We start from the raw sequence: 26172 nt of genomic DNA, 5'->3' as shown, positions 1-26172 counted from the left end.
TGTCGCACCGCCACCCCGCTGGCAGGCTGGGGACCCATGACGTCGGTGATGTGGTTCCGCCGAGACCTGCGCCTGGCCGACAACCCGGCCCTGATCGCGGCCGCCGAGGACGGCGACGTCCTGCCGCTGTTCGTGCTCGACCCGGCACTGTGGGGGCCAGCCGGCCCCAGCCGTCGGGCCTACCTCGCGGCGTCACTGCGCTCCCTCGACGCCTCGCTGCGCCAGCGCCGCTCCGGCCTGTCGGTCGTGCGCGGCGACCCCGTGCGCCGGGTCGTGCTGGCCGCGAAGGCCGTCGGCGCGGACACCGTGCACGTCGCTGCCGACTTCGGGCCCTACGGCTCGCGGCGCGACGAGGAGGTCGAGAAGGCACTCGCCGACGCCGGCATCGAGCTGGTGCGGACCGGCTCGCCGTACGCCGTCGCCCCCGGCCGGGTCCGCAACGGCTCGGGCGACCCCTACAAGGTCTTCACCCCGTTCTCCCGGGCGTGGACCGACCACGGCTGGCGCGGGCCGGTCGACGCACCGACCGGCGTCTCGTGGCTCGACCTCGACGAGCACACCGACGAGGGCACGACCGACATCCCCGACCCGCAGCTGCCCGCCGGGCTGGAGCTGCCCGAGGCCGGCGAGGCCGCGGCGCTGCGCCGATGGGAGGAGTTCCTGGACCGGGTCGACGCCTACGCCGAGGACCGCGACAAGCCGGGCATCGAGGGCACCAGCCGGATGTCGGTCCACCTGAAGTACGGCGAGGTGCACCCGCGCACCCTGCTCGCCGACCTCGCGCGGCGCCGCTCGGAGGGGGCGCGGGTCTACCGCACCGAGCTGGCCTGGCGGGAGTTCTACGCCGACGTCCTGCACACCCGACCCGAGACCGCCCGGGAGTACTACAGGCCCGAGTACGCCCAGATGGCCTACGACCGGCCCGGCGACCAGCTCACGGCCTGGCAGGAGGGCCGCACCGGGTTCCCGATCGTCGACGCCGGGATGCGCCAGCTGCGTGCGCAGGGCTGGATGCACAATCGGGTGCGGATGATCGTGGCCAGCTTCCTGGTCAAGGACCTGCACGTGGAGTGGCAGCACGGCGCCCGGCACTTCCTGCACTGGCTCGTCGACGGCGACCTGGCCTCCAACAACCACGGCTGGCAGTGGACCGCCGGCAGCGGCACCGACGCCTCGCCGTTCTTCCGGGTGTTCAACCCCACCACCCAGGGCAAGCGGTTCGACCCGGCAGGTGACTACGTCCGGCTCTGGGTCGAGGAGCTGTCGGACCCCGAGCGGGTGCCCGACCCGCACGACCCCGACCCCGACACCCGCGACCTGGTCGGCTACCCCGCCCCGATGGTGGACCACAAGGAGGAGCGCCAGGAGGCCCTGGACAGGTGGGAGAGGATCCGGGGGTGACCACCCTCGTCGTCCCCACCGCCTTCCACGGACCCCCCGGCTCGGCCAACGGCGGCTGGGCCGCCGGTGCGCTCGCAGCGCTCACCGGCACCGGCAGCGCGCTCGGGCGCACCGTCGAGGTCACGTTGCGCCTGCCCCCTCCCCTGGAGGTCGGGCTGGAGGTGAGCGTCGACGGCGACACGTGGCGGGTCGTGGACCAGCAGGGTCGCACCGTCCTGGAGGCCCGGGAGAGCGACACCGAGCTCGAGGCGAGCGCGCCGGTGGAGGTCGACCGGGCCCGGGCCGCGGAGCCGGCGTACGCCGGACACCACCAGCACCCGTTCCCCACCTGCTTCTCCTGCGGCCCCGAGCGGGCCGAGGGCGACGGGCTGCGGATCTTCCCCGGCCCGGTGCCGGGTCGCGAGGGGACGGTGGCGGCCACCTGGACCCCCCACGCGTCGTCGTACGAGATCACCTGGGCGGCGCTGGACTGTGCGGGCGCCTGGGCCAGCGGGATCGAGGAGAGCCCGCGCGTGCTGGGGCGGATGACCGCACGGGTCGACCGGCTCCCCGAGGTCGGCGAGACCCTCGTCGTCACCGGCGAGGCCCGGGGCTCCGAGGGACGCAAGCACCACGCCACGACCACCCTGCGCTCCGCCGACGGCGGGCTGCTGGGCCTGGCGCGCCAGGTGTGGATCGAGGTCCCGACGACCTGAGGCCCCGTCGGGCCCGGCCGACGGCGGGGAGACCCGTTCCCGGGGGTCTTGTGTACCGGTCAACCGACATGTGCCAGCATGGTCCCATGACGATCGAGCAGACCCCCGCCGAGACCCCCGACGAGTGGTGGCGCCACGCCGTCATCTACCAGGTCTACCCGCGCTCGTTCGCCGACGCCGACGGTGACGGGGTGGGCGACCTGCCCGGTATCACCAGCCGCCTGCCCTACCTCGCCGGGCTCGGCGTGGACGCCATCTGGATCAGCCCGTTCTACCGCTCGCCGCAGCACGACCACGGCTACGACGTCTCCGACTACTGCGACATCGATCCGCTCTTCGGGTCGCTCGAGGATGCCGACACCCTGCTGGCGACGGCCCACGACCTCGGGATCAAGGTCGTCGTCGACCTGGTCCCCAACCACTCCTCCGACCAGCACGCATGGTTCCAGGCGGCGCTCGCCGCCGGCCCGGGCAGCCCCGAGCGGGCGCGCTACATCTTCCGCGAGGGTCGGGGCGAGGGCGGCTCCCTGCCGCCCAACAACTGGCTCTCGGTCTTCGGCGGCTCCGCGTGGGACCGCGTCGAGGACGGCCAGTGGTACCTCCACCTCTTCGACTCCTCCCAGCCCGACTTCGACTGGCGCAACCCCGAGGTCGGCGACATGTTCGAGGACGTCCTGCGCTTCTGGCTCGACCGCGGCGTCGACGGCTTCCGGGTCGACGTGGCGCACGGGTTGTTCAAGGAGGAGTCGCTGCGCGACCAGGTCGTGCCCGAGGGTGAGCCCCAGCGCGGCGGCACCGACGTCAACGCCACCCAGTCGATGGTGGAGCGCACCGACCGCGACGAGCCGATGTGGGACCAGCCCGAGGTCCACGACGTCTACCGCCGCTGGCACAAGGTCCTCGCCGAGTACGACGGCGACCGGATGACCGTCGCCGAGGCCTGGACCCAGTCCCCGGAGTCGATGGCGCGCTTCGTCCGAGACGACGAGATGAGCCAGTCCTTCAACTTCTCCTGGCTGCTCGCGGCCTGGTCGGCCGCCTCCTTCGAGAACGTCGTCACCAGCACCTTCGAGGCGCTCGAGGAGGTCCACGCCGACCCCACCTGGGTGCTGTCCAACCACGACGTCGTGCGCCACGTCACCCGATACGGCGGCGGCGAGCAGGGGCTGGCCCGGGCCCGCGCCGCCACGTTGACCATGCTCGCGCTGCCCGGCTCGGCCTACCTCTACCAGGGCGAGGAGCTCGGCCTGGAGCAGGTCGACGTCGCGCCCGAGCACCGCACCGACCCCGGCTGGCTGCGCACCAAGGACACCGACGCCCCGGAGGTCGGGCGCGACGGGTGCCGGGTCCCGATCCCGTGGTCGGGCTCCGAGCCGCCGTACGGCTTCGGGCCGGGCTCGGAGCAGCCCTGGCTCCCCCAGCCCGCCGACTGGGCGGGCCTGACCGTCGAGGCGCAGGAGGCCGACCCCGACTCGACGCTCGCGTTCTACCGGCGGGCGATCGCTGCCCGGCGCACGCTGCTCGGCTCGCCCCCGACCGTCGAGATGCTCGACCTCGGCGAGGACCTGCTGGCCTTCCGCCGCGGCGAGGTGACGGTGGTGCTCAACTGCGGCAGCGCGCCCGTGCCGCTGCCCGCCGGCGAGGTCGTCATCTCCAGCGCACCGGTCACCGACAGCCTGCCCGGCGACACCGCCGTCTGGCTGCGCTGAGGCTCGGCGCGACCCGGCCGAGCGGGACCGGACCGGGGCCGCCGGGCCGGGGTCAGTCGACCTCGGTGCCGGCGCCCAGGCTCTCGTTGTAGCGCGCCAGCAGGTGGGTGAAGGTCTCCAGGTCGCCGGCCTCCCACCCGTCGAGCCGGTCGGCCAGGTAGCGCCGCCGGCTCACGGCGACCTGCTCCAGCCGCTGCCGCGCGTCGGGGGTGGCGGTCAGCAACCAGGCCCGGCCGTCCTCGGGGTCGGGGGACTTCTCGATCAGGCCCAGCTCGATGAGGTGCGTGACCTGACGGCTGATGGCGCCCTTGTCGATGCTGAACAGGTCGGCCACGGTCGAGGCACGCATCGGGCCGTGCTCGGCCACGTGGGCGAGCATGAGGTACGACGCCGGCTGCAGCTCCGGGTGCACGGCCCCCGCCCGCTCGGCGATCACCCGGCGGATCCGGCGTACGAGCACGCCGACCTCCTGCTCGAGCCGGGTGAGGGACTCCGGGCGCGGTGCGGCACTCATGGTGGCTGCGAGCCTAACCGGGTCCCCCGGTCCGCCGCTGCTGCTCCTCGGACCTCGGCCGTGCCCGGGTGACCTCTCGGCCGTGCGCGGGTGACCTCTCGGCGGCATGGGTCGGCCCCGGTCGCACTGGGGGGTGGGGTGTGCGACCGGGGCCGGTCCGTGGCCGTCGCCCGGGACGGGGAGTGCGGAGGAGGGCGACGGCGGGTCGAGGGTCAGACGCGGAAGCGCCCGACCTGGGCCTTGAGCTCGGCGGCCATGGTGGACAGCTCGGTCGCCGACTGCAGGGTGTTCTGCGCGCCCTGGCGGGTGTCGTCGGCCGCCGAGGCCACCTGGGAGATGTCGTCGGCGATGCCGTTGGCGCCGCCGGCGGCCTCGGTCACCGACCGGGCGATCTCGTTGGTGGTCGCGGTCTGCTCCTCGACCGCCGAGGCAATCGTGGTCTGGATGTCGTTGATCCGGCCGATGACCTCGGAGATCTCGGAGATCGCCGAGACCGCACCGGAGGTGTCGCCCTGGATCGCCTCGATCTTGCGCCCGATGTCCTCGGTCGCCTTGGCGGTCTCCTTGGCCAGCTCCTTGACCTCGTTGGCGACCACCGCGAAGCCCTTGCCGGCGTCGCCAGCGCGGGCGGCCTCGATGGTGGCGTTGAGCGCCAGCAGGTTGGTCTGCTGGGCGATCGAGGTGATCACCTTGATGACCTGGCCGATCTCGGCCGAGGACTCCCCGAGGCTGGCCACGGTGTCCTGCGCCTGGCTGGCGACACCGACCGCGCCGGTGGCCACCGAGGCGGCCTCGGTCGCGTTCTGCGCGATCTCACGGATGCTGGCGGTCATCTCCTCCGCCGCCGAGGCGACGGTCTGGATGCTGGCGGAGACCTCCGAGGACGACGAGCTCGCGCTCGCGGCCTTGTCGGAGGTGACCGACGCGCCGTCGCCCATGCCCTGGGAGAGGATCGTCAGCTGCTCGGCGGCGACCCCCAGCGCGTCGGCCGTCTGACCGATGGTGCTCATCGACTCACGCAGCGTGCCGAGCAGGCTGGAGAGCCCGCCGGCCAGCTGGCCGACGGCGTCGTCGCCGGAGATCGTCAGCTCCCGGGTGAAGTCCCCGTCGACCGCGGCCTGCACGACGTCGAGGACGACCTCGACCTTCGCGGCGAGCTCGGCGGCCTGCTCCCGGTCGGCGGTCTCCTTGTTGATCCGGCTGAAGGCCTGGGAGACCAGGCGCCCCACGTTGCGCAGCGTGTCGAGTCGCTGGGGGCTCGGCTCGATGGTCTGGAGCATGAAGAAGTCCATGGTGCCGATGACCTGGCCGTCGACGATGACGGGGAAGCACAGGCCGGACTTCACGCCCACGCGCTGGGCGACGGGGGCCCGCACGCAGTCGGTCATCTGACCGATGTCGGGGGTGAAGAACAGGTCACGGCTCTGCCAGGCCCGACCCGACAGCCCCACGCCCTCGGCGAAGGTCGCGGCCAGGGTGACCTGACGGAACTCCGGCCCCGCGTCGCCCGACTCGGAGTCGAAGTGCAGGAGGCCGTCGGACTCGTCGATCGCCCAGAACGAGCCGTAGGCCCAGCCGAACTCCTCGCGCACCGCGTCCAGGGTCTTCTGGATGGCCTCCTCGCGGCTGGTCGCGCCCGCCAGGACCGAGAGGGTCTTGTTGAAGGCGTTGGCGTCGGCCATCGCGTCGTTGCGCTCGACCTCGGCCCTGAGCTTGGAGGTGATGACCTCCCAGGTGGCCATCGCGCCGATGTACTCGCCGTCCTTGTCCCGGATCGCCGACACCAGCAGGTCCAGGGTCTCCGGGCCCACCGAGATGTTGGCGCGCCGGGGCAGCTGGGCCTCGTCGGAGAGGATGCCGCGCTGGTAGTCCGGGCTCTTGTGGAAGACGTCGAGGCTGGTGCCCACGATCTTGTCCACCGGGACCGGCAGGTGCTCCTGCAGCCCCCGCAGCGTCTCCAGGGACGCCGGGTTCATGTAGGTGATGGTGAAGTCCCGGTCGGCGAACATCATGTTCGTCGGGGAGTTCTCCATCATCGAGGTCACCCGGGCGACCTGCTGCTCGAGCGCGAGCTTCTCGGTGACCAGGTCCCAGGTCGCCATCGCACCCACGTAGGTGCCGTCGTCGTCGTACACCGCCGCGACCGTGAGGTCGAGGACCTCCGGGCCGACCTTGATCATGGCGTTGCGGGGCAGGTACTGCTCCGGGTCGGCGAGCAGGCCGCGCTGGTAGGACGGGTCCTTGTGGAAGATGTCCAGGCTGGAGCCGACCAGCTCGTCCGGCGAGACCGGGATCCAGTCCGCGAGCGCCCGCAGGCCCTCCACGGTCGCCGGGTTGGCGTAGGTGATCACGAGGTCGGTGTCGGCCAGCATCACGCGGGTGGGCAGGCCGTCGAGGACGGAGCGCATCTTCGTGAGGTCCGGCGCGGACGTGCGGGTGGTCCTGGTGGCGGGCTTGGCCGACGCCTGCTTCACGGCCTTGGCACGCGCGGAGGCGGTGCCGGAGCCGTTCTGGGTGGCGCGGGTCTGGAGCTCGGTCACGGCGTTCCTCCGGTGGGGTCGGGTGTGGAGACGTCGACGGCGCGCTCGGCGTCGACGACGAGAAGGATCGATCCGGGCAGGGGCAGCACCCCGCCGACGACGTCCTGCACCGTGGGGGGCAGGTTGGCCGGCGTGGGCTGGAGGGTGACCTCGGTGGTGTCGATGACGTCACCGATGTCGTCGACGAGCAGGGAGACGACCTCGCCGCGGGAGCGGACGATGACGTTCATGGGCAGCTCGCCCTCGGGTCGCGGTGGCAGCCCGAGACGGCACCGCAGGTCGAGCGCGGTCACGATCTGGCCGCGCAGGTTGATGAGGCCGTGGACGGCGTCCGGCGCACAGGGCACCACCGTCAGCTGCTGGTAGCGCAGCACCTCCTGGACGTGCTCCACGTGGAGGCCGAAGTAGAGGCCGTCCACCCAGAAGGTGCACATCTGGCCGGTGGTCGCCGTGGCGGCACCGGAGGACTGGTGGGGGGCGGTGATGGTCATCGTGCACCTGCCAGGAGAGGACGTACGACGGCGTCGAGGTCGACCAGGTCGGTGACCCGGTCCTGGACCACCGCGGAGCCGAGGACGCCGTTGCGCCGACCCACCTCCGTCGGGACGACCTGCTCCTCGACCACGTCGAGGACCCGGTCGATCACGATGCCGACCCGGTGGTCGCCGTCCTCGTGGACGACCACGCTGATCTGGTCCTCCGACGGCGGCGACTCGGCCAGGCCGATTGCGGGCGCGAGTCGCAGCAGCGGCAGGATGCCGTCGCGGTACTGCACGACCTCGACACCCCCGGACCGCTCGACCCTCGCCAGGTCGAACTCCTCGAGCCGGCTCACCGCCGTGAGCGGCAGCGCCGCCCGTCGGCCCTGGGAGACCTCGAGGACGAGCAGGGCGCGGGCGTCGACGGTGCCGACCTGCACCTCCGCCTCCGACGCGTGGGCCGCGCCCAGCACCCGGGTGCGTGCGATGCCGCCGACGTCGAGGATGAGGGCCACCCGGCCGTCGCCCATGATCGTGGCCCCGGCGTACGTCGGGAGCGCCTTGAGCTGTCGCCCGATCGGCTTCACGACGATCTCCTGGGTGTCGTGGACCTCCTCGACGCACAGGCCGAAGCGGGTCTCGTCGGCCTGCACCACGACGATCGTGAGCCCGTCGGGGTCGGCCTTCTCACCGCCCAGCGCCTCGGACAGCGAGACGAGCGGCAGCAGTCGACCCCGCAGGCGCAGGACCGGCGCCCCGGCCAGGGTCTCGACGTTCTCGCGGAGGTCCTGGCCCTCGAGGCGCACGAGCTCGACCAGGTTGGCCTGCGGGATCGCGTAGCGCTCCCCGTGCTGGCCGACGACCAGCGCCGGGATGATCGCCAGCGTGAGCGGGATGCGGATGCGCATCGTCGTACCCGCCCCCACCGTGCTGGTCAGGTCGACGCTGCCGCCGATCCGCTCGATCGAGGTGCGCACCACGTCCATGCCGACCCCGCGGCCGGAGACGTTGGTGACCTGCTCGGCGGTGGAGAAGCCGGGGCGGAAGATGAGGTCCAGGACGTCGCGCGGCTCCATCCGGGCCAGCTGCTCGCGCGTGACCACCCCGCGGCGGACGGCGACGTCGCCGATGTGGCGCGGGTCGATGCCCCTGCCGTCGTCGGTGATCTCGACGACCACCTGGCCGGACTCGTGGTAGGCGCGCAGCAGCAGTCGGCCGGCCGTCGGCTTGCCCGCGGCCGCCCGGGCGGCGGGCGGCTCGATGCCGTGGTCCAGGGAGTTGCGCACCAGGTGGGTCAGCGGGCCCTTGAGCGCCTCGAGCAGCGAGCGGTCCAGCTCGGTGTCGTGACCGTCCATCTCCAGGTCGACCTCGCGGCCGAGCTGGTGGGCCAGGTCGCGCACGATGCGCGGCATCTTCGACCAGACCTGGCCGATCGGCTGCATGCGAGTGCGCATCACGCTCTCCTGCAGCTCGCTGGCCACGAGGTCCAGTCGCTGCGAGGCGCGGACCAGCTCCACGTCGTCGGCGGCCTCGGTGCGCTGCAGGATCTGGTTGCGGGTCAGGACCAGCTCGCCGACGAGCTGCACGAGCCCGTCGAGAAGGTCGACGTCGACGCGGACCGAGGAGTCGACCACCCCACGCCGGCCCTCCTCGGCCTCCGCCACGGGTGCCGCCTCCTCCAGGAGCGGCTCGAGCACCGGCTCGAGCACCGGCTCCGGGTCGGGCAGGGCGGCCTGCGGGAGCGGTGCCTCCTCAACCGACTGGGCCACCGGAACGGTTGCCCCCTCACCGCCTGCGACCACGGCCTGCGGGAGCGGTGCGTCCTCAACCGAGTCAGCCTCCGGAACGGTTGAGTGCTCACCGCCTTCGACCTCAGCCGCGGCGGGCGGTGCGTCCTCAACCGACTCCGACTCCGGAACGGTTGACTGCTCACCGCTCTCTGCCGGGGACGGGGCCTCGGCCGCGGGCTCGTCGACGTCGCCGGCCAGGACCCGCTCGAGCAGCGAGACGACCGACTCGACGTCCACGCTGGTGTCCGCGTCACCCTCGCCGTGCTCGATCGCCTCGAGCAGCGCACGGACGGTGTCGACCATCGTGAGCAGCGCGCCGGCGGTGTGCGTGGTCATGACCATCTTGCCGTCACGCAGCCGGGACAGCAGGTTCTCCCCCACGTGGGTCAGCGCCTCGAGCCGGTTGAAGGCGAGGAAGCCGCTGGTGCCCTTGATGGTGTGGATGGTCCGGAAGATGCTGGAGAGCAGCTCCCGGGAGTCGGGCGTGCGCTCGAGCTCCACGAGGTCACGGTCGAGCTGGTCGAGGTTCTCGTGGCTCTCCACGAGGAACTCGGCCACGATCTCGGCGTCGTCGTCCACGGCCCTCCCCCTTCTCGTTGCTGACGGGTGCTGCCTGGTCCTGCCCGGTGCTGCCCGGCGCCGCCTTGGTCCTGCGCGGCGCTGCGGTGTCGTGCGGTGCCCGCGTGGGCGAGTCGACCTCCCCCATCGGCGCACCACCCGCGAAGGTGAGAGCCGGGCCACGTTCTCCCGCATTTCGGACCACTGGTCTGGACGCTGGTCCAGACGTCGCCCCCGCTCGTCCCGCGTCGGCGCGGCCGGGCCCGGACACACCGCGACCCCCGACCTCACGAGGAGGGCGGGGGTCGCGGGGACCAGGGAGGGGTGGTCCTGGGGGGCGGGGGGAGTCGGTCAGATGGCGACGTCGACGTACACGGGGTAGGCCGCAGCGCCGTGGTCGCGGCTGGCGGCCTCGGCCACCGCCTGCTGACGCAACGTGTGGTGCAGCGTCCGGCTCATCTTCTCGATCAGCGCGTGCTGACGACGGTGGATGCCGGCCGCACGGTCCACCAGCTGCGGGGGCAGCGGGCCGATGTCGTCGTCGGGCAGGTCCCACGGGTCGGTGCGGAACTCCAGGCCCCGGGCCAGGTTGCGCTCCCCACGCATGACGTCGAGCTCGATGCGGTCCAGCGCGATCTCCCACGCCGTCACGTCGGCCTCGGCCATCACCGCGGGGTCTGCTTCCTGGACGTCGACGAGCCGCAGGGCTGGTGAGTCGGCACGGGCGTGGGCATCGGTGGCGGCGACCAGCGGGCTCATGCGACCTGGCTCGCAGCCAGCGCTGCCTCGCGCCAGGTGGCGCACAGGTCCTCGACGAGCTTCAGGCAGCCCTCCGTGGCACCGGCGTCGCGGTTGATGTTGGCCCGCACCAGCTGCAGGTGCAGGAAGTCGTAGATCGAGGCCAGCCCGGGGCCACCCTCCCAGGCCTCGACGTCGAGGCTGGCGCGCAGCTCGAGGACGATGTCCTGGGCGTGGACGAGCTGCGTGTGGGCCTCGGCGTGGTCCGCCTTCTGCTGGGCGGCCAGGGCCTTGCGCACGTCGAGCACGAGACGCTCGTAGAGCATGACGAGCAGGCGGGCGGGGCTGGCGGTCGCGACGGATGCATCCATGTATGCGGCGCGGGGATCGTTGTACATGTGGGGTGCCTTCCTTGACTTCCCGTGGGCGTCAGCTGCTGCTCGAGGGGAGCGAGGCGAGCTGACCGGCCAACCAGTTGGACTGGCTGGACATCTGTGAGAGCGCCGTCTCCAGCGCCGTGAACTGCCGCTCGAGAGCGGTACGCCGCAGCGTCAGCCGGCGGTCCCACTCGTCGATGGAGTCCTCCATCCGGTCGATGCCGGACTGGCGACCCGTGATCGCGGCGCTCAGCGTCCCGTCCGCGGAGTCGCTGGCGCCCTTGGCGACCTCGGAGACCCGGGCGGCGAAGCCGTCCGCGGCGGTCGTGAACATCTCCGCGGTCCCCGTGGGGTCCGCGGCGTACGCGGCCTTGAAGGCGGCCTCGTCGAAGTCGAGCCGACCCGAGCGGTTCACCTGGATGCCGTACGCCGCCAGGCTGGTGCCGCCCCCGGTGCGGATGGTGTCCAGCAGGTGCGAGCGCAGCTGCCGGGCGTTGCCGTCGCCGGCCAAGGGGCCGGCGCTCCCGGTGGTGCCGCCGGCGGTCTTGACGCCGATCTCGGCGACGACCGCGTTGAGGGAGTCGACGAGGTCCTTGACCTTGGCGGTCATGCCCGCGACGTCGCGGGACACCGAGACCGAGGAGACGGTGCCCACCGCGGCCTGGTTGCCCAGGGTGATCGTGACGCCGGGGACGACCTCGGCGAAGGTGTTGGTCGAGCTGGAGGCCACGATGCCGGCGCCGAGGTCGATCGAGGCGTCGGTGCCGCCGCGGACCGTGGCGCCGCCCATCAGCGGACTGCCGTCCTGGGCGGTGAGGTCGAAATCGGCGGCGGTGCCGGTGGCCTTGGACTCGACCAGCAGGCGGTACTGCCCGTCGGCGACCTTGACGACCGTGGCGCTCAGGCCGGTGTCGTTGGCCGGGTCGTTGATCGCGGTGACCAGGCCCTGGAGGGTGCCGTCACCGGTCTCGACCTCGACCGGGCTGCCGTCGAAGCGGTCCAGCCGGACCAGCGTCGAGGCACCGGTGACCACGTCGGAGAGACCGGCCGTGCCGGCGTACCCGAGCTGGTGGGTCTGCGCGACGGAGGTGACCGTGACGGTCAGGTTGCGGGGGGACGCGGAGCTGGTGGTGCTCACGCCGACCCCGGCGGCCGAGCTGGTGGAGACCAGCGGCGTCCAGGCGGTGTCCTTGGCCAGGGCCTCGGCCTTCGTGGCCAGGGACGCGGTGGTCTTGTTGAGCGCCTGGAGGCTGGTGAGGACCAGCTTCTCGGAGGAGACCCGGGACTTCAGGCGGTTCTGGGGCGCGGCCTCGAGCTGCATGAGCTGGTCGATGATGGTCGCGGTGTCCAGACCGCTGGCCAGTCCGCTGATGCTTGCTGCCATTCGAGGTCGCCTCCTCTCGCGCTCCCGGGTGCTGCTGGTGGTGCCGGGTCCTGCTGGGTCCTGCGGGTGGGTGTCGGTGACACCGGTCCCGGGGACCGGGGCCGCGACGGGGTCGCCGTCGGGCCCCGGTCACCGGGACGTGGTGGATCAGCTCACGGCTCGATCAGCGCAGCAGCGACAGGACGCTCTGCGGGGCCTGGTTGGCCTGGGCGAGCATCGCGGTGCCGGCCTGGGAGAGGATCTGCGACCGGGTGAAGGCCATCATCTCCTGGGCCATGTCGGTGTCGCGGATCCGGCTCTCGCTGGCGGAGAGGTTCTCGGCGGTCACGTTCAGGTTGTTGATCGTGTGCTCGAACCGGTTCTGCAGGGCACCGAGGTTGGCGCGAGCGGTCGACACGGACTCGATGGCCGAGTCGATCGCCGTGATCGCGGAGCTGGCGCCGGCCTGGGTGCCCAGGTTGACGCCGGAGACACCGAGGTTGACGGCCGAGAAGCCGCCACCGCCAGCGCCGGCAGCCGCGTTGGTGCCGGCCGCGTTGAGGCCGCCACCGACGGTGATGGCACCGGCGAGGCCGGTGTTGGACTGGACGACCAGGCCGCCGTTGTCGTCGACCGACGCGGTGAACGACGACGAGAAGTTCGAGTCGTTGTTCAGCTGGGTGGCGATGTTGTTGGCGTCGGTGCTGGCGGTCAGCGCCGCGGTGGTGACGACGACACCGTTCTGGGTGAAGGTGGCGGCCGCCGCGGTCGCGGTGGCGGCACCGTTGGCCCACGTCGAGGTGGCGGCCGAGGCGCCGGCAGCCTGGATGTCGACGGTGATGGTGTCACCGGCGGCGTACCCGACCTGGAACTCCTTGCCCGTGAAGTTGCCGTCGAGGAGCTTGACGTTGTTGAAGGTCGTCTTGTCCGCGATGCGGGTCAGCTCGTCCTTCAGCGCGGTCGCCTCGGCGTTGATCGCCGCACGGGAGTTGGTGTCGTTGGAGTCGTTGGACGACTGCACCGCCAGGTCGCGCATGCGCTGGAGGATCGAGTGCGTCTCGGTGAGCGCACCCTCAGCGGTCTGCACGACGCTGACGCCGTCCTGGGTGTTGCGGACGGCGACCTTGAGGCCACCGATCTGCGAGCGCAGGCCCTCGGAGATGGCGAGACCGGCCGCGTCGTCGGCGGCACGGTTGATGCGGAAGCCGCTGGAGAGCTTCTCCAGGGACTTGCTCATCTGGCCCTGCGTGACCGACAGGTTGCGGTAGCTGTTGACCGCGTCGATGTTCTGGTTGATGCGAAGACTCATGATGGATCCCTTCCTGGATGGTGAGTCGGGCGGCCCGTCCATGGGCCTCGAGAAGCACATCGGCCCCGTCCCGAGCCGCTTGAGGAAAAATCTCGAGCAGTTCTCGACGGGGCCGACGGGCGGCGGGTCGACGGATCCCTAGGCGGTGCCGGCCTGGGGGATCCGGGCGGTGACCCGACCTGAGGCGTGGCGGGCGGCCACGGCCTCGAAGTAGGCGTTGCGGCGTTGGGCGGCGCACCCGTTGGGGCGGGCGTGCGGCGTGACCAGGCTGGGGTCCAGGGCGCTGTTGAGGGCGTCGCGCAGCAGGACCAGCGCCTCGGCACGGATCTGGGAGACCCGCGACTCGGTGACGCCGAGGGTCTCGGCGATCTCGGCCATCGGCCGCTCGGCGAGGAAGTACTCCTGCACCACGATGCGCAGCCGCTCGGGCAGCTCGGCGATCGCGTCGACGAGGTACTCCAGCTTCTCGCGGTGCTCCACGAGATCCGCGGGCGCCGGCGACGTGCTGACCAGCATGTCCTCGAAGGAGACCTCCGAGCCCTGGAGCGACAGCACGTTGGCGCGGGCGACGTCGCCGTCGTTGGACTCCACCTCGGCGACCGAGAGCCCCAGCGAGGCGGCGACCTCGTGGTTCTCCGGTGCGCGGCCGAGGGTGTTGGCCAGCGCGGTGCGGGCCGCCTCGAGGTCGCGGCCGCGACGACGGACCGAGCGCGAGGCCCAGTCGACCTGGCGCAGCTCGTCGAGGATCGCGCCGCGGATGCGGCTGGCGGCGTACCTGGTGAACGGCACGCCCCGGTCGGGCTCGTAGGCCCTGGCGGCCTTGACCAGGGCGGTCAGGCCGGCCGACTGCAGGTCGTCACGGCTGACGTGCGCCGGGACCCGGGTCATCGTCTCGCGAACGATGTGGGACACCAGCGTCATGTGCTCGACCACCAGCGTCTCCCGCTGAGGGTCGTGTACGTCGTCGACCGGGGTGCCGGCACCGTGCCCGTCACCCTGTCCAGCAGCTGCCTGTGCGGCGGCGATGTTGTCGCACGCGTCGTTGGTCACGCGAGCCTCCCTCAGTGCTCCCGACCGCTGGCCCTCCCTGACCAGCGGGTGTGCCTCGGCCTCCCAGACCGGGACACATGTCACAGGTTGCGCCGCTTTACTGAACGACGACAGGGTTTTGGACCGGACTGGCCCGAAGGGGCTAGACCAGCCGCCCACGCGACCATTTCACAGCTTCCACACATGCCGGTCCCGATCCCGCCTGCAGCCCGTGAATATAGGTCAGCAGCCGCGGATCCGGGCCGGACACGCCCTCGAAAAACCTCTCAGGTGACTTGACGAGCCGCCGACTGGAGTCCCGGCAGCGTGTGCCATCCCAGGAGGCCCCGTGGGGGAGTCTCCGTCGAGCAGAGTCGGAGTCCGCCATGGAGAAGCTGTGCCTGGTCCTGTGGCGCGAGCGCGAGCTCCTGGACACCCTGCTCTACCGGCTCGAGGTCGAGCAGCTGGTGCTCGCCAGCAACCGCACCGAGCACCTGATGCGTGCTGCCCGCGACGTCGAGGCGGTGCTGGAGACACTGCGCGAGACCGAGGTCCTGCGCGCGACCGCCGCGGACGTCGCGGCCGCCGAGGTCGGGTGTGCGCCCAACCCGTCGCTGCGCCAGCTCGCCGACGCCGCCCCCGAGCCCTGGTCGACGATCCTGCACGAGCACCGCGAGGCCTTCGCGGCCTCCACCCGCCAGATCACCGCCCTGGCCGACTCCAACCGGGACCTGCTCACCCAGGGCTACCGCCAGGCCCGCGAGGCGCTGGCCGAGCTCGGGGATCCCACCGACGGCTACTCCCCCGACGGCAGCGCCGTGGGGGGCTCGTCGGTCGCCCGCCTCTTCGACAGCGCGCTCTGACCCATGTCCGGCACCCTGTCCTCCCTCAACACCGCACTCAGTGCGCTGAGGTACAACCGCGTCGCGATGGACGTGGCCAGCCACAACATCGCCAACGTCGCGACCGAGGGCTACAACCGGCGACGCGTGGACGGCGAGTCGATGGGCGCCCCCACCGTGCCCGCGCGGTGGTCGACCTACGAGGGCGCCGGCGGCGGGGTGCGCACCTCCGCCATCGTGCGGATGAACGACGTGCTGCTCGACAACCGCGCCCGCACCGAGCACTCCTCCCTCTCCTACCTCCAGCTGCGGGCCACCGCGCTGGCACGGATGGAGAGCGGCGTCGGCGAGCCCGGTGACGCCGGGGTGGCGGCGGCGATGGCCGACTTCCGCAGCTCCTGGCAGGACCTCGGCAACGACCCCGGCGGCAACGCCGCCCGGGGCCAGGTGCTCGCCCGGGCCGAGTCGCTCGCAGGAGCACTGTCCGCGCAGGCCGCCAACGTCTCCGCCGAGATGACCACCCAGCGACTCACGCTCCAGGGCACCGTGTCGGAGGTCGACACCGTCGCCAAGGAGCTCGCCGCCACCAACCGCGCCATCTCCACCGCGGCGCTGGACGGTGTCGACGTCTCCGACCTCGCCGACCAGCGCGACGTCCTCGGCCTCCGGCTGGCCGAGCTCACCGGCGGCGTGGGCCTGCTCCAGCCCGACGGGACCATGAACGTCAGCGTGGCCGGCGTCGACCTGGTCGCCGGCTCCACCGCCGGGAGGTTGCGGATCGCGACCGGGGTGACCGCGAGCGGTGCCCCCGACGGGCAGCCGGTCACCTTCGCGATCGACACCGGCGCGACCAGCACGACGCTCACCGCGGACGTCCGCGGCGAGGTCGGGGCCTCGGCCGACCTGCTCAACACCACGCTGCCGGCGTACGCCGCGGGGCTGGCGGCGGTCGCCCGGGACCTCGCGGACACCGTCAACGCCGCCCACGCCGCGGGCTACGACCTCGACGGCAGCACCGGCGCCGCCTTCTTCACCTACGACCCGCTCGACCCGGCCGGGACCCTGGCCGTCGCCGTCACGGCGCGCCAGGTCGCCGCCTCGACCCTGCCCGGCGGCGTGCTCGACGGCAGCAACGCCGACCTCATCGGCACCGCGGGCACCTCCGAGGCGTCGTACCAGCGACTGGTCAACGGGTTCGGCACCGAGGTCGCCTCGGCGCAGCGGCTCGTGCGCACGCAGTCGCTGCTCACCACCCAGGTCGACTCGGCGCGCGAGCAGCTCTCGGGGGTCAACCTCGACGAGGAGACCGTCGCCATGCTCACCGCGCAGCGCGCCTACGAGGCCGCCGCCCGCGTCATGTCGGTCATGGACAGCGTCCTCGACACCCTCATCAACAGGACAGGAATCGGCTGATGGTGATGATCCGCGTCACCCAGAACATGGTGACGAACAGGTCGCTGACCTCCCTGCAGGCGGGGCTGGACCGCCTGGCCCAGACCCAGGAGAAGCTCTCCACCGGCAAGAACCTCAACCGTCCTTCGGACTCCCCCACGGACGCGACGACGTCGATGAAGATCCGGGTGCAGCTCGCCGAGACCCAGCAGCACGTCCGCAACGCGCAGAACGGGCTCGGGTGGCTCGACGTCACGGACACGACGCTGAGTGGCATGGCCGACAACCTGCGCCGGGTCGGCGAGCTCGCGCTCCAGGGCGCGAACGCCTCGATCACCGGCAGCACCAGCGCCGCCCTGGCCACCGAGGTCGCCCAGATCCGCGAGGGGCTGCTGGCCCAGGCCAACACGACCTACCTCGACCGCCCGATCTTCGGGGGCGTGACCGCGGGGACCCAGGCCTTCGACGCCAGCGGTGCCTACGTCGGCGCCGACGCGCCCGTGCAGCGCAGCGTCGCCGACGGCGTCAAGGTGCGTATCGACGTGAGCGGCACGACGGTGGTCGGGCCGAACGGCGACAACCTCTTCGACGACCTGGCCGCCCTCGAGAGCGCCCTGCGCCTCGGGGACAAGGCCGGCATCCAGGCCGGGATCGCGGCCGTCACCGAGCGGCAGCGCGCGGTCAGCGACGCCCAGGCCGCGGTCGGTGCGTCGTACAACCGGGTGGACGCCGCGGAGCGCAAGGGACAGGACGCCCTCGTGACCCTGCGCTCGGCGCTGTCGGAGGTCGAGGACACCGACCTGCCCAAGGCGATGGTCGACCTGCAGATGCACGAGGTGGCCTACCAGGCCGCGCTCGCCTCGACCGCGCGGGTCATGCAGCCGAGCCTCGTGGACTTTCTGCGATGATCGCCACCACGCCGGCCCAGCGCGCCGGCACCGCAGCCGAGGAGGACCGCACGGGGATGACCACCGACGCCGACCCGACGGTCCCCGACCTGCCGGTCATCGAGCTGGTGCACCCGCTGCCCGGCTTCCCGACCCAGCTGCGCTTCGCGCTGGTGCGCCTCGACGACGACGGCGTGCTCTGCGCGCTACGCTCGCTCGACGACCCGGACCTGCGATTCCTGGTGGTGCCGCCGCACGCGTTCTTCCCCGACTACGCCCCCGTCATCGACGACGCGACCGCTGCCGAGCTCGGGGTCACGACCGCCGAGGACGTGCTGCTGCTCAGCATCCTGACCGCCGGCGACAGCCTGGTCTCCACGACCGCCAACCTGCTGGCCCCGCTGCTGGTCAACACCCGCACCCAGCGCGCCCGGCAGGTCGTGCTCGACGACCCCGCGCTGTCCACCACCACGCCGTTGGTGGCCTGAGTGCCCACCGGCCACCACCGCGCCCGGTAGCGTTGCCCCATGCTGGTCCTGAGCCGCCGAGTCGGTGAGAGCGTCGTCATCGGCGACGACATCACCGTGACCGTGCTGGAGGTCCGCGGCGACGTCGTGCGGATCGGCATCGATGCCCCTCGCTCGGTCGCGGTCAACCGCGCCGAGCTCCTGGCCGAGGTCACCAACAGCAACCAGGCGGCCGCCTCCCCCGGCGAGGACGCCGTCGCCAACCTCGCCGAGGCCCTGCGCAAGCGCACCTGAGCGACGTCTCACGCGGGTCCGGGACCCACGGCCCGTCACCCGATGGCGACGGCGCCGATGAGGGCGGCCAGGCGGGGCGCGATGGCCGGCAGCGGGAGCACCTCGTGGGCCAGGCCGGCGTTGGAGACCGCACCGGGCATGCCCCAGACCACGGAGGTGGCGGCGTCCTGGACGACGACCCGACCGCCCCTGTCCACCACGACGCGGGCACCCTCCAGTCCGTCGGAGCCCATCCCGGTCAGCACCAGGCAGAGCACACCGGCGCCGTAGACCTGCGCGGCCGAGCGGAGCAGCGGGTCGGCCGCGGGACGGCAGAAGTTCTCGCGCGGCCCCTGGTCGAGGGTCGCCCGCACCACGCCCGCGGACCGGGAGAGGCGCAGGTGGAAGTCGCCGGGGGCGAGCAGCACCTCACCACGGCGTACGACGTCGCCGTCCGCGGCCTCGCGCACCTGCAGCGGCGATACCCGGTCCAGCCGCGTGGCGAACTGGGTCGTGAAGACCGGCGGCATGTGCTGGGTGACCAGGACGGGCAGCGCGAAGGACGAGGGCAGCTCGGCCAGCACGGTCGAGAGGGCGTCCGGTCCGCCCGTCGAGCAGGCGATCACCAGCACCTCCGGGGTCGTGGTGACCTTGACCGGCGTGACGGTGCGGGGCGGGGCGGCGGCCACGATCCGGCGCGCCGCCACCAGGGCCTTCACCCGGGGCAGCAGCTCGTCGCGCACGATGTCGAGCGCGTCGGCGAAGGACGTCGCCCCCGTGGGCTTGGCGACGTAGTCGCTCGCCCCGTTGGACAACGCCTGCAGGGTCGCGCTGGCGCCCTTCTCGGTCAAGGTGCTGAACATGATGACCGGCAGGCGCGGGTGCCGGCTGCTGATCTCCTTCACCGCGCCCAGGCCGTCCAGACGCGGCATCTCCACGTCGAGGGTCATCACGTCGGGCCGCAGCACGTCGGCCTTCTCGATGGCGTCGAGACCGTCCACCGCGGTCCCCACGACCTCGATCTCGGGGTCGGAGGCGAGGACGTTGCTGATGAGGCGGCGCAGCACGGCCGAGTCGTCGACCACCAGGGCACGGATCACGTGCGTCTGATCGGCCCCGCCCGGCACGACGTGAGGTATCGGGTCCGTCTCGGGACCTAGGTCCCGACGTGGACCGATCGAGGTCTAGACGGTCTCAGGTGCCCCTGGCCGGGGACGATGGGACCGGCGTGATCTCCCCCACCAGCTTCGCCTACGTGGCGGACCTGCTGCGACGAGAGACTGCCATGCTCTGTGAACCGGGCAAGGAGTACCTCGTCGAGGCACGGTTGCTGCCCCTGGCCCGCTCCGCCGGCCAGCCCGACGTCGACGGCTACGTCGCGCTCCTGGGCCGGGACCCGTCCGAACGGGCCAAGGCCATCGACGCGCTGACCATCAACGAGACCTCGTGGTTCCGCGACCTCGCCCCCTACCAGGCCTTCACCGAGGCGATGCTGCCGCCGCTGCTCGAGGCACGCGCGCACGTCAAGCACCTCGAGATCTGGTCGGCGGCCTGCTCGAGCGGCCAGGAGGCGTACTCGCTGACGATGCTCCTGAAGGAGAACCTGCCGCCGGGCTGGACGGCTCGCATCCACGCCACCGACGTCTCCACGACGATGCTGGAGCGGGTCAGGGCCGGGCGCTACTCCCAGGTGGAGATGAACCGCGGCATGCCGGCTCAGCGCCTGGTCACCTGGTTCACCAGGGCCGGCAACGAGTGGGAGGTCTCCCCCGAGCTTCGCTCGATGGTGACCACCCAGCACCTGAACCTCGCCGCGCCGTTCCCCCCGATGCCGGTCTTCGACATCGTGTTCCTGCGCAACGTGCTCATCTACTTCGACATGGACACCAAGCGCGACATCCTGCGACGGGTCAGCACCCGGATCTCGCCGGACGGCTTCCTGCTGCTGGGGTCCTCGGAGACCACGCTGGACCTCGACGACGCCTGGACCCGCGAGGCCGCGGGCCGGGTCTGGATGCACCGCCCCCGCACCGCCGCCCGACCCGCCGCGGCGGCCCGGGCCCCGATCACCGCACCCGCCCTCAGTCAGACAGGAGCCTGACCGTGCACGCCCTGATCATCGACGACTCCAAGACGATGCGCAGCATCCTGCGCCGCATCGTGACCGAGCTCGGCTTCGAGACCTCCGAGGCCGGCAACGGCCAGGAGGCCCTCGACGTCCTCGAGGCCGGCCTGGTCCCCGACATCTGCCTCATCGACTGGAACATGCCGCTCATGGACGGCTACACGTTCGTCACCCGGGTCCGGGCCGACGACCGGTGGCGCAACGTGACCCTGATGATGGTCACCACCGAGAGCGAGCACGGCCAGATCGTGCGGGCCCTGGCGGCCGGGGCCCACGAGTACGTCATCAAGCCGTTCACGCCCGACGCGATCATCGAGAAGATGGAGCTCCTCGGGCTCGTCGCCCAGGAGGTACCGGCATGACCGTCACCCTCGAGCCGTCCCTGGGGGACGTGCACGCCGTCGTGGAGGAGGTGTGGTCGAGCTTCCTCGGTGCCGAGGAGCCGATCCTGCCCCTGGCCACCCCGATGCCGCCCGGCGGCTGGTCGGCCGCCATCACGGTCAGCGGCGGGTGGGACGCCCAGATCACCGTCAACCTCACCGACGGGGCGGCGCAAGCCGTCACCGCGACGATGCTGATGTGCCCGGCGGAGGACTGCTCCGACGAGGACCTCCGCGACGCGCTGGGCGAGCTGGTCAACATGGTCGGCGGCAACGTGAAGAGCCTGATGGCCGGGTCGGCCGTCCTCTCCCTGCCGCTGGTCGGCCACGGCGACATCTCGCCCGGCTCGCACCTCGTCGAGGTCTGTCGCCTCGAGCTGACCTGGCGCGGCGAGCCCGTCGTCGTCACCGTCCACCTGCCCCCCACCGCCGACCCGTCCTGAGCACGGGCCACCCAAGGAGCCCCCGATGAAGATCCTCGTCGTCGACGACAGCCGCGTCATGCGCCAGATCGTCATCCGCACCCTGCGCCAGTCCGGTCACGGTGGCCACGACATCGTCGAGGCCGAGAACGGTCGGGAGGGCCTGGAGGCGGTCCAGCGCGAGACGCCCGACCTGGTGCTCTCGGACTGGAACATGCCCGAGATGTCGGGCATCGACTTCCTCACCGCCCTGCGCGCCTCCGGCGGCACGGTGCCCTTCGGCTTCGTCACCTCCGAGGGCTCACCGGCGATGCGCGCCCAGGCCGAGGCGGCGGGTGCGGCGTTCCTGATCGCCAAGCCCTTCACCCCCGAGAGCTTCGACGAGACTCTCGGCGCCGTGCTGGGTGCCCACCCGTGAGCCCATCCGTGGTGAACGCCCCCGACCGGACCAGCCCGGTCCACCTGCCCGAGCCCAAGGAGGTCCGCGACCTCCTCGGCGACCTGCTGGACCGCGACGTGACGCTCAAGCCGGGGCCACCGTTCGCGGTGAACGGGCACTACCCCGCGAGCGTCGCGCAGTTCGTCGACGACAGCCTCGTCGTCCGCGCGGTGGTGGCCTTCGACCTGCCCCTCTCGGCACACGCAGGGGCCGCCCTCGCCCTGGTCCCCGCCAGCGGCGCCGAGCAGGCCATCGAGGACAGCACCCTGCCGGAGACCCTGAGCGAGGGGCTGCAGGAGGTCTTCAACGTCTTCTCCTCGGTCTTCAACGTCGGCGAGGCGGCCCACCTGAAGCTCTACTCCGCGCACACGTCGGGCCAGGACGTGCCGGCCGACGCACGGATCCGTACCCAGGTCCTCGGCCGCAGGGCCGACTTCCACGTGGACGTCGCGGGCTACGGCTCCGGTCGGGTGGCCGTGGTCCTGACCTGACCCACCGGTCAGGTCGGACGCGCGCCCGCGACTCCACCACGCGACCCCCCGGTCCCCCACGGACCGGGGGGTCCTGCGCGTGCGCGCGGCTGCGGCCGTACCGGTGCAGACGTTTGCAGGAAACATCTCAGGTGCCCCGGGCGTACGCCGATCAACCTCCTCGAGCAGGGAGTGCTCACCCCTTTCCGCCGACGGACCGGCAGCCACCTCTGAGAAGTCATGAGGAGTAGTCGTGTCCGTTCCGTCGTACGCGGTCTCCGACTCGGTGTCGGCCGTCCTGGGCTACGCGCTCGACGGCCTGTCGCTGCGTCAGAACACCATCGCCGACAACCTGGCCAACCTCGACACCCCCGGCTTCCGCGCGACGGCTGTCGACTTCGAGTCCGTGCTGCGCTCCGCGATCGGCAGCAACGCCCCCGGCGGCGACGGCGCCATGGCGCGGCAGCTGGGTGGCGCCACGCCGCTGATGGAGGACGCGAACACGCCGGTGGGCGAGAACGGCAACAACGTCGACCTGCGCAAGGAGTCGCTGGCCGCGATGCAGTCGCAGTTCATGTACCAGATGGTCGCCCGGGCCGTGACGGACCGCTTCGACCTCGTCAAGACCGTCGCCGGGGCCATGTGATGGGCGCCTTCGACTCCCTGCGGATCGCCGGCTCCGGCCTGGGCATGCACCAGACCTGGCTGGACGCGCTCTCGCACAACATCGCCAACGTCGGCACGGTGCGTGCCACCGACCAGGAGGCCTTCCGGGCCCAGCTCGTGGTCGCGGAGTCCCGCGACGACGGTGGGGTGCGCGTCCGGGAGGTCGCGCTCACCTCGGCCGAGGGTCGGATGACCTACCAGCCCGACCACCCGCTGGCCGACGAGGCCGGCTACGTCCGGCTCCCCGACATGGAGATGTCGGACCAGATGACCGAGCTGATCATGGCCCAGCGCGGGTTCCAGGCCTCCGCGCAGGTCACCAAGTTCGCCCAGGACACCTACCAGACCGCGATCGGGATCGGTCAGCGATGAGCATCGGCGGCATCGAGGGCCTCGCCGGGGTCGGCGGCTTCACGCCCTTCGCCCCTCCCACGGTCCCCGCGGCCCCTGCGGTCGGTGGCGCGCCGTCCGTCGGTGGCGCGGGCAAGGCCGCCGGCCCGGACTTCGGCGAGCTCGTGCTCGACGGGCTCGACCGGCTCGACGGCGTCCAGCGCACCGCCGACCAGCTGTCGGTGCAGGCCGCCACCGGTGACCTGCAGAACATCCACGACTACACCATCGCCGCCACCCAGGCGGCGGTCACCACCCAGGTCACCGTCGCGATCCGCAACAAGGCGGTCGAGGCGTTCACCGAGATCATGCGGATGCAGGTCTGATGCGCGAGATGCTCCAGCGGTCGATGAACCGCCACACGACGACGTTCCAGCAGTTCACGGCCGGCCAGAAGGTCGTGGCCGTGATCGGGACCGCCGCGCTGCTGCTGGGCGGCTTCATGGTCTTCCGGTGGGCCAGCGCCCCGGCGTACGCCCCGCTGTTCTCCAACCTGGCGCCGTCGGACGCCTCGGCGGTCATCGACGAGCTGGAGACCCAGGGGGTCTCCTACGAGCTCGCCGACGGCGGCGGCACGATCATGGTGCCGCGCGACGCCGTGCACAGCACCCGCATCACGTTGTCCGGCGAGGGCCTGCCGACCAGCAGCGAGGGCGGCTACGGGATCCTCGACGACCAGGGCATCTCCACCTCGGAGTTCAAGGAGCAGACGGACTTCAAGCGGGCCATGGAGGGTGAGCTCGCGGCCACCGTCAAGGCCATCGACGGCGTCAACGGGGCCGTGGTCCACCTCGCGATCCCGCAGAAGGACGTGTTCACCGACGAACAGCAGCCGCCCACGGCGTCCGTGCTGGTGCAGACCAACCCGGGCCGCACGCTCACCCCCGAGCAGGTGCAGGCCGTGGTCCACCTCGTGGCCTCCAGCATCGACGGCCTCGACCCCGACAACGTCACGGTCGCCGACTCCACCGGTCGGGTCCTCTCCAGCCCCGGCGGTACGACGTCGGCGGCCGCCACCGAGCGCACCCAGCAGACCGAGGCCTACCAGGACCAGCTGCGGGCCCGGCTCCAGGCGATGCTCGACCGCGTCGTGGGCCCCGGGAACTCCACGGTCTCCGCGACCGTCGAGCTGGACTTCGACAAGGCCGTCACCGAGACCACCGACTACCGCGCGGACGAGGAGATCCCGGCGCTGACCGAGTCGCTGTCCAGCGAGACCTACTCCGGCGCCGGTGAGGCCGGCGGCGTGGGCGGGGTCGTGGGGGTCGACGACCAGACCGACACGACCGCCGGCGCGGGCGGCGACAGCTCCTACAACAACTCCTCCAGCTCGCGCACCAACGGCGTCGACACCGTCGTCGAGACCCGGGAGACCACGCCGGGGGCGGTCAAGCAGATCAACGTCGGCGTGGTGCTCGACACCGCCACCACGCAGGGCGTCTCGGCGACCGACGTCCGCACCCTGGTCGCCGACGCGATCGGCATCAACGGCCGTCGGGGCGACACCATCCGGGTCGTCACGATGCCCTTCGACCGCAGCGGCGAGCAGGCCGCCCAGGCCGACCTGGAGGCCGCGGCCGCCGCCGAGGCCGCTGCCGCCCGCAACGACCTGATCGAGAAGGGCGCCATGGGCGGTGCCGTGCTGCTGGTGCTGCTGCTGGCACTGGTCACCGGCCGCCGCCGCACCAAGCAGCGCGAGCAGGCGACCACCTACGTCGTGGAGCAGCTGCGCCAGGAGCGCCAGGCGCTCGAGCCGCCGGCCGCCTTGGCGCTCGCCGAGGCCGAGCAGGTCGAGGAGCACAACGTGCGTGAGGAGCTCAGCGCCCTCATCGAGCGCCAGCCCGAGGACGTCGCGACCCTGCTGCGCGGCTGGCTGGTGGAGCGCTGATGAGCACCATGACCAAGAGCCCCATCCAGACCATGGGCGCCCGCAAGGCCGCCGTGCTGCTGGTCCAGCTGGGCAAGACCCAGGCCGCCAAGGTCCTCAGCATGCTCGACGAGCACGAGGTCGAGGCGATCACCGCCGAGATCGCGATGCTGGACTCGGTCAGCCTCGCGGAGTCCGAGGCCGTGGCCACCGAGTTCCGCGACCTGATGGTCGCCCGCGAGCACATGGCCCGCGGCGGTCTCGGCTTCGCCCAGGCCCTGCTCGAGCAGTCGCTGGGCCCCGAGCGCGCAGCCGAGATCATCGAGCGGCTGCACGCCGCCGCGGTGCAGATGCCCTTCCAGTTCCTGCACCAGGCCGACCCCGCGCAGCTGCGCTCCTTCATCGTCGAGGAGCACCCGCAGGTGATCGCCCTGGTGCTGGCGCACATGACGCCGGACAAGGCCTCGCTGCTGCTGTCCGGACTGCCGCCGGAGCAGCAGGCGCAGGTCGCCCACCGGATCGCGGTGATGGACCGCACCTCGCCCGACATCGTCAAGGCCGTCGAGAGCACCCTGGAGCGCAAGCTCTCCTCGATGCTCCAGCCCTCGGACATGTCCCGGGTCGGCGGCCTGGACCAGATGGTCAACATCATCAACTGCTCCGACCGCTCCACCGAGCGCCAGATCGTCGAGGGCCTGGAGTCCCTCGACCCCGCACTGGCCGACGAGGTGAAGAGCCGGATGTTCATGTTCGAGGACATCACCGGCCTCGACGACCGCTCGATCCAGCAGGTCCTGCGCCAGGTGGAGGTCTCCTCGCTCGCGCTGGCGCTCAAGGGCGTCTCCCAGGCGGTGCGGGAGAAGATCACGCGCAACCTGTCCAGCCGCGCTGCCGAGGGCCTCGTGGAGGAGATCGACCTCCTCGGCCCGGTCCGCCTCTCCCAGGTCGAGGAGGCCCAGCAGGCCATCATCCGCACGATCCGCCAGCTCGAGGAGCGCGGCGAGATCATGATCCGACGCGGAGGCGACGTTGAGTTCGTCGAGTGACGTC

At 71.9% G+C, this 26172-nt stretch carries 28 protein-coding genes; 18 read left to right on the top strand and 10 right to left on the bottom strand.

What is annotated here, in order from left to right:
* The first annotated feature begins 36 nt into the window (after positions 1 to 36).
* The 3 genes from BKA05_RS02035 to BKA05_RS02025 all read left to right on the top strand — a co-directional run bounded on the left by BKA05_RS02035 (position 37) and on the right by BKA05_RS02025 (position 3805).
* Complete coding sequence (locus BKA05_RS02035; protein ID WP_179529935.1) at positions 37 to 1401, top strand: cryptochrome/photolyase family protein; 1365 nt, start codon at positions 37 to 39, stop codon at positions 1399 to 1401.
* A complete protein-coding gene (locus BKA05_RS02030) occupies positions 1398 to 2096 on the top strand; it encodes a hypothetical protein (RefSeq protein ID WP_218842223.1) in 699 nt (232 codons plus the stop codon). Before BKA05_RS02035 ends, BKA05_RS02030 begins: the two co-directional genes overlap by 4 nt.
* Positions 2097 to 2182: 86 nt before the next feature.
* Entirely contained in the window at positions 2183 to 3805 is a 1623-nt protein-coding gene (locus BKA05_RS02025) for a glycoside hydrolase family 13 protein (protein WP_179529933.1), read from the top strand.
* Positions 3806 to 3857: 52 nt separating this feature from the next.
* On the opposite strand, the gene BKA05_RS02020 is transcribed toward BKA05_RS02025, so the two are convergent.
* The 9 genes from BKA05_RS02020 to BKA05_RS01980 form a co-directional block, all read right to left on the bottom strand.
* Complete coding sequence (locus tag BKA05_RS02020; protein WP_179529932.1) at positions 3858 to 4319, bottom strand: MarR family winged helix-turn-helix transcriptional regulator; 462 nt, start codon at positions 4317 to 4319, stop codon at positions 3858 to 3860.
* Between the two features lie 212 nt (positions 4320 to 4531).
* Positions 4532 to 6859: a methyl-accepting chemotaxis protein gene (locus BKA05_RS02015; RefSeq protein ID WP_343045476.1), complete on the bottom strand. Its 2328-nt coding sequence runs from the start codon at positions 6857 to 6859 to the stop codon at positions 4532 to 4534.
* Positions 6856 to 7350, bottom strand: a complete 495-nt coding sequence (locus BKA05_RS02010) for a chemotaxis protein CheW (protein WP_179529931.1) — start codon at positions 7348 to 7350, stop codon at positions 6856 to 6858. Before BKA05_RS02010 ends, BKA05_RS02015 begins: the two co-directional genes overlap by 4 nt.
* Entirely contained in the window at positions 7347 to 9707 is a 2361-nt protein-coding gene (locus BKA05_RS02005) for a chemotaxis protein CheW (protein WP_179529930.1), read from the bottom strand. Before BKA05_RS02005 ends, BKA05_RS02010 begins: the two co-directional genes overlap by 4 nt.
* Before the next feature lie 330 nt (positions 9708 to 10037).
* Positions 10038 to 10445: a hypothetical protein gene (locus tag BKA05_RS02000; protein ID WP_179529929.1), complete on the bottom strand. Its 408-nt coding sequence runs from the start codon at positions 10443 to 10445 to the stop codon at positions 10038 to 10040.
* Positions 10442 to 10822 carry a flagellar export chaperone FliS gene (fliS, locus tag BKA05_RS01995; protein ID WP_179529928.1) on the bottom strand — a complete coding sequence of 127 codons (381 nt, stop codon included), beginning with the start codon at positions 10820 to 10822 and terminating at the stop codon, positions 10442 to 10444. Before fliS ends, BKA05_RS02000 begins: the two co-directional genes overlap by 4 nt.
* A 31-nt stretch (positions 10823 to 10853) precedes the next feature.
* Positions 10854 to 12185, bottom strand: coding sequence for a flagellar filament capping protein FliD (gene fliD, locus BKA05_RS01990; protein ID WP_179529927.1), 1332 nt, complete (start codon positions 12183 to 12185; stop codon positions 10854 to 10856).
* 163 nt (positions 12186 to 12348) lie between these two features.
* Entirely contained in the window at positions 12349 to 13473 is a 1125-nt protein-coding gene (locus BKA05_RS19950) for a flagellin N-terminal helical domain-containing protein (protein ID WP_179529926.1), read from the bottom strand.
* A gap of 138 nt (positions 13474 to 13611) precedes the next feature.
* Complete coding sequence (locus BKA05_RS01980) at positions 13612 to 14523, bottom strand: sigma-70 family RNA polymerase sigma factor (protein ID WP_343045475.1); 912 nt, start codon at positions 14521 to 14523, stop codon at positions 13612 to 13614.
* A 365-nt stretch (positions 14524 to 14888) separates the two neighbouring features.
* Here BKA05_RS01980 and BKA05_RS01975 point away from each other — a divergent pair, with 365 nt between their 5' ends.
* From BKA05_RS01975 to csrA, 5 genes are read left to right on the top strand one after another with little or no spacing between them, the layout of a single operon-like run.
* Positions 14889 to 15365 (top strand): flagellar protein FlgN, encoded by a 477-nt coding sequence (locus BKA05_RS01975; protein WP_179529925.1) that lies wholly within the window; start codon positions 14889 to 14891, stop codon positions 15363 to 15365.
* Between the two features lie 3 nt (positions 15366 to 15368).
* Positions 15369 to 16757: a flagellar hook-associated protein FlgK gene (flgK, locus tag BKA05_RS01970; protein WP_179529924.1), complete on the top strand. Its 1389-nt coding sequence runs from the start codon at positions 15369 to 15371 to the stop codon at positions 16755 to 16757.
* On the top strand, positions 16757 to 17644 hold the full coding sequence (flgL, locus tag BKA05_RS01965; protein ID WP_179529923.1) for a flagellar hook-associated protein FlgL: 888 nt from the start codon (positions 16757 to 16759) through the stop codon (positions 17642 to 17644). The genes flgK and flgL overlap by 1 nt, the downstream gene beginning before the upstream one ends.
* Positions 17641 to 18111, top strand: coding sequence for a flagellar assembly protein FliW (fliW, locus tag BKA05_RS01960; RefSeq protein ID WP_246289740.1), 471 nt, complete (start codon positions 17641 to 17643; stop codon positions 18109 to 18111). The genes flgL and fliW overlap by 4 nt, the downstream gene beginning before the upstream one ends.
* Positions 18112 to 18150: 39 nt before the next feature.
* Complete coding sequence (csrA, locus tag BKA05_RS01955) at positions 18151 to 18384, top strand: carbon storage regulator CsrA (RefSeq protein WP_179529922.1); 234 nt, start codon at positions 18151 to 18153, stop codon at positions 18382 to 18384.
* Positions 18385 to 18419: 35 nt separating this feature from the next.
* Here the strand turns inward: csrA and BKA05_RS01950 are convergent, their stop codons facing one another.
* Positions 18420 to 19463, bottom strand: a complete 1044-nt coding sequence (locus BKA05_RS01950; protein WP_343045474.1) for a protein-glutamate methylesterase/protein-glutamine glutaminase — start codon at positions 19461 to 19463, stop codon at positions 18420 to 18422.
* 128 nt (positions 19464 to 19591) lie between these two features.
* Between BKA05_RS01950 and BKA05_RS01945 the strand changes: the two genes are divergently transcribed.
* From BKA05_RS01945 to fliG, 10 genes are all read left to right on the top strand, one after another.
* Positions 19592 to 20464 carry a CheR family methyltransferase gene (locus tag BKA05_RS01945; protein ID WP_343045473.1) on the top strand — a complete coding sequence of 291 codons (873 nt, stop codon included), beginning with the start codon at positions 19592 to 19594 and terminating at the stop codon, positions 20462 to 20464.
* Positions 20465 to 20466: 2 nt separating this feature from the next.
* Entirely contained in the window at positions 20467 to 20850 is a 384-nt protein-coding gene (locus BKA05_RS01940) for a response regulator (protein ID WP_179529921.1), read from the top strand.
* Positions 20847 to 21311, top strand: coding sequence for a chemotaxis protein CheX (locus BKA05_RS01935; protein ID WP_179529920.1), 465 nt, complete (start codon positions 20847 to 20849; stop codon positions 21309 to 21311). The genes BKA05_RS01940 and BKA05_RS01935 overlap by 4 nt, the downstream gene beginning before the upstream one ends.
* Before the next feature lie 25 nt (positions 21312 to 21336).
* Positions 21337 to 21708, top strand: coding sequence for a response regulator (locus tag BKA05_RS01930; protein ID WP_179529919.1), 372 nt, complete (start codon positions 21337 to 21339; stop codon positions 21706 to 21708).
* Positions 21705 to 22220 (top strand): hypothetical protein, encoded by a 516-nt coding sequence (locus BKA05_RS01925; protein ID WP_179529918.1) that lies wholly within the window; start codon positions 21705 to 21707, stop codon positions 22218 to 22220. The genes BKA05_RS01930 and BKA05_RS01925 overlap by 4 nt, the downstream gene beginning before the upstream one ends.
* 232 nt (positions 22221 to 22452) lie before the next feature.
* Positions 22453 to 22845, top strand: coding sequence for a flagellar basal body rod protein FlgB (gene flgB, locus BKA05_RS01920; RefSeq protein WP_179529917.1), 393 nt, complete (start codon positions 22453 to 22455; stop codon positions 22843 to 22845).
* Positions 22845 to 23237: a flagellar basal body rod protein FlgC gene (locus tag BKA05_RS01915; protein WP_179529916.1), complete on the top strand. Its 393-nt coding sequence runs from the start codon at positions 22845 to 22847 to the stop codon at positions 23235 to 23237. Before flgB ends, BKA05_RS01915 begins: the two co-directional genes overlap by 1 nt.
* The gene (gene fliE / locus BKA05_RS01910) at positions 23234 to 23581 is read left to right on the top strand and encodes a flagellar hook-basal body complex protein FliE (RefSeq protein ID WP_179529915.1); all 348 of its coding nucleotides are present in this window, start codon (positions 23234 to 23236) and stop codon (positions 23579 to 23581) included. Before BKA05_RS01915 ends, fliE begins: the two co-directional genes overlap by 4 nt.
* A complete protein-coding gene (gene fliF, locus BKA05_RS01905; protein ID WP_179529914.1) occupies positions 23581 to 25143 on the top strand; it encodes a flagellar basal-body MS-ring/collar protein FliF in 1563 nt (520 codons plus the stop codon). The genes fliE and fliF overlap by 1 nt, the downstream gene beginning before the upstream one ends.
* Positions 25143 to 26168, top strand: a complete 1026-nt coding sequence (gene fliG / locus BKA05_RS01900; RefSeq protein ID WP_179529913.1) for a flagellar motor switch protein FliG — start codon at positions 25143 to 25145, stop codon at positions 26166 to 26168. Before fliF ends, fliG begins: the two co-directional genes overlap by 1 nt.
* The last annotated feature ends 4 nt before the right edge of the window (positions 26169 to 26172 follow it).

It is taken from the genome of Nocardioides marinus (genome assembly GCF_013408145.1).
GTDB lineage: Bacteria > Actinomycetota > Actinomycetes > Propionibacteriales > Nocardioidaceae > Nocardioides > Nocardioides marinus.
Note: the sequence above shows the minus strand (reverse complement) of the source record. Positions and strands in the feature narration are given on the sequence as shown.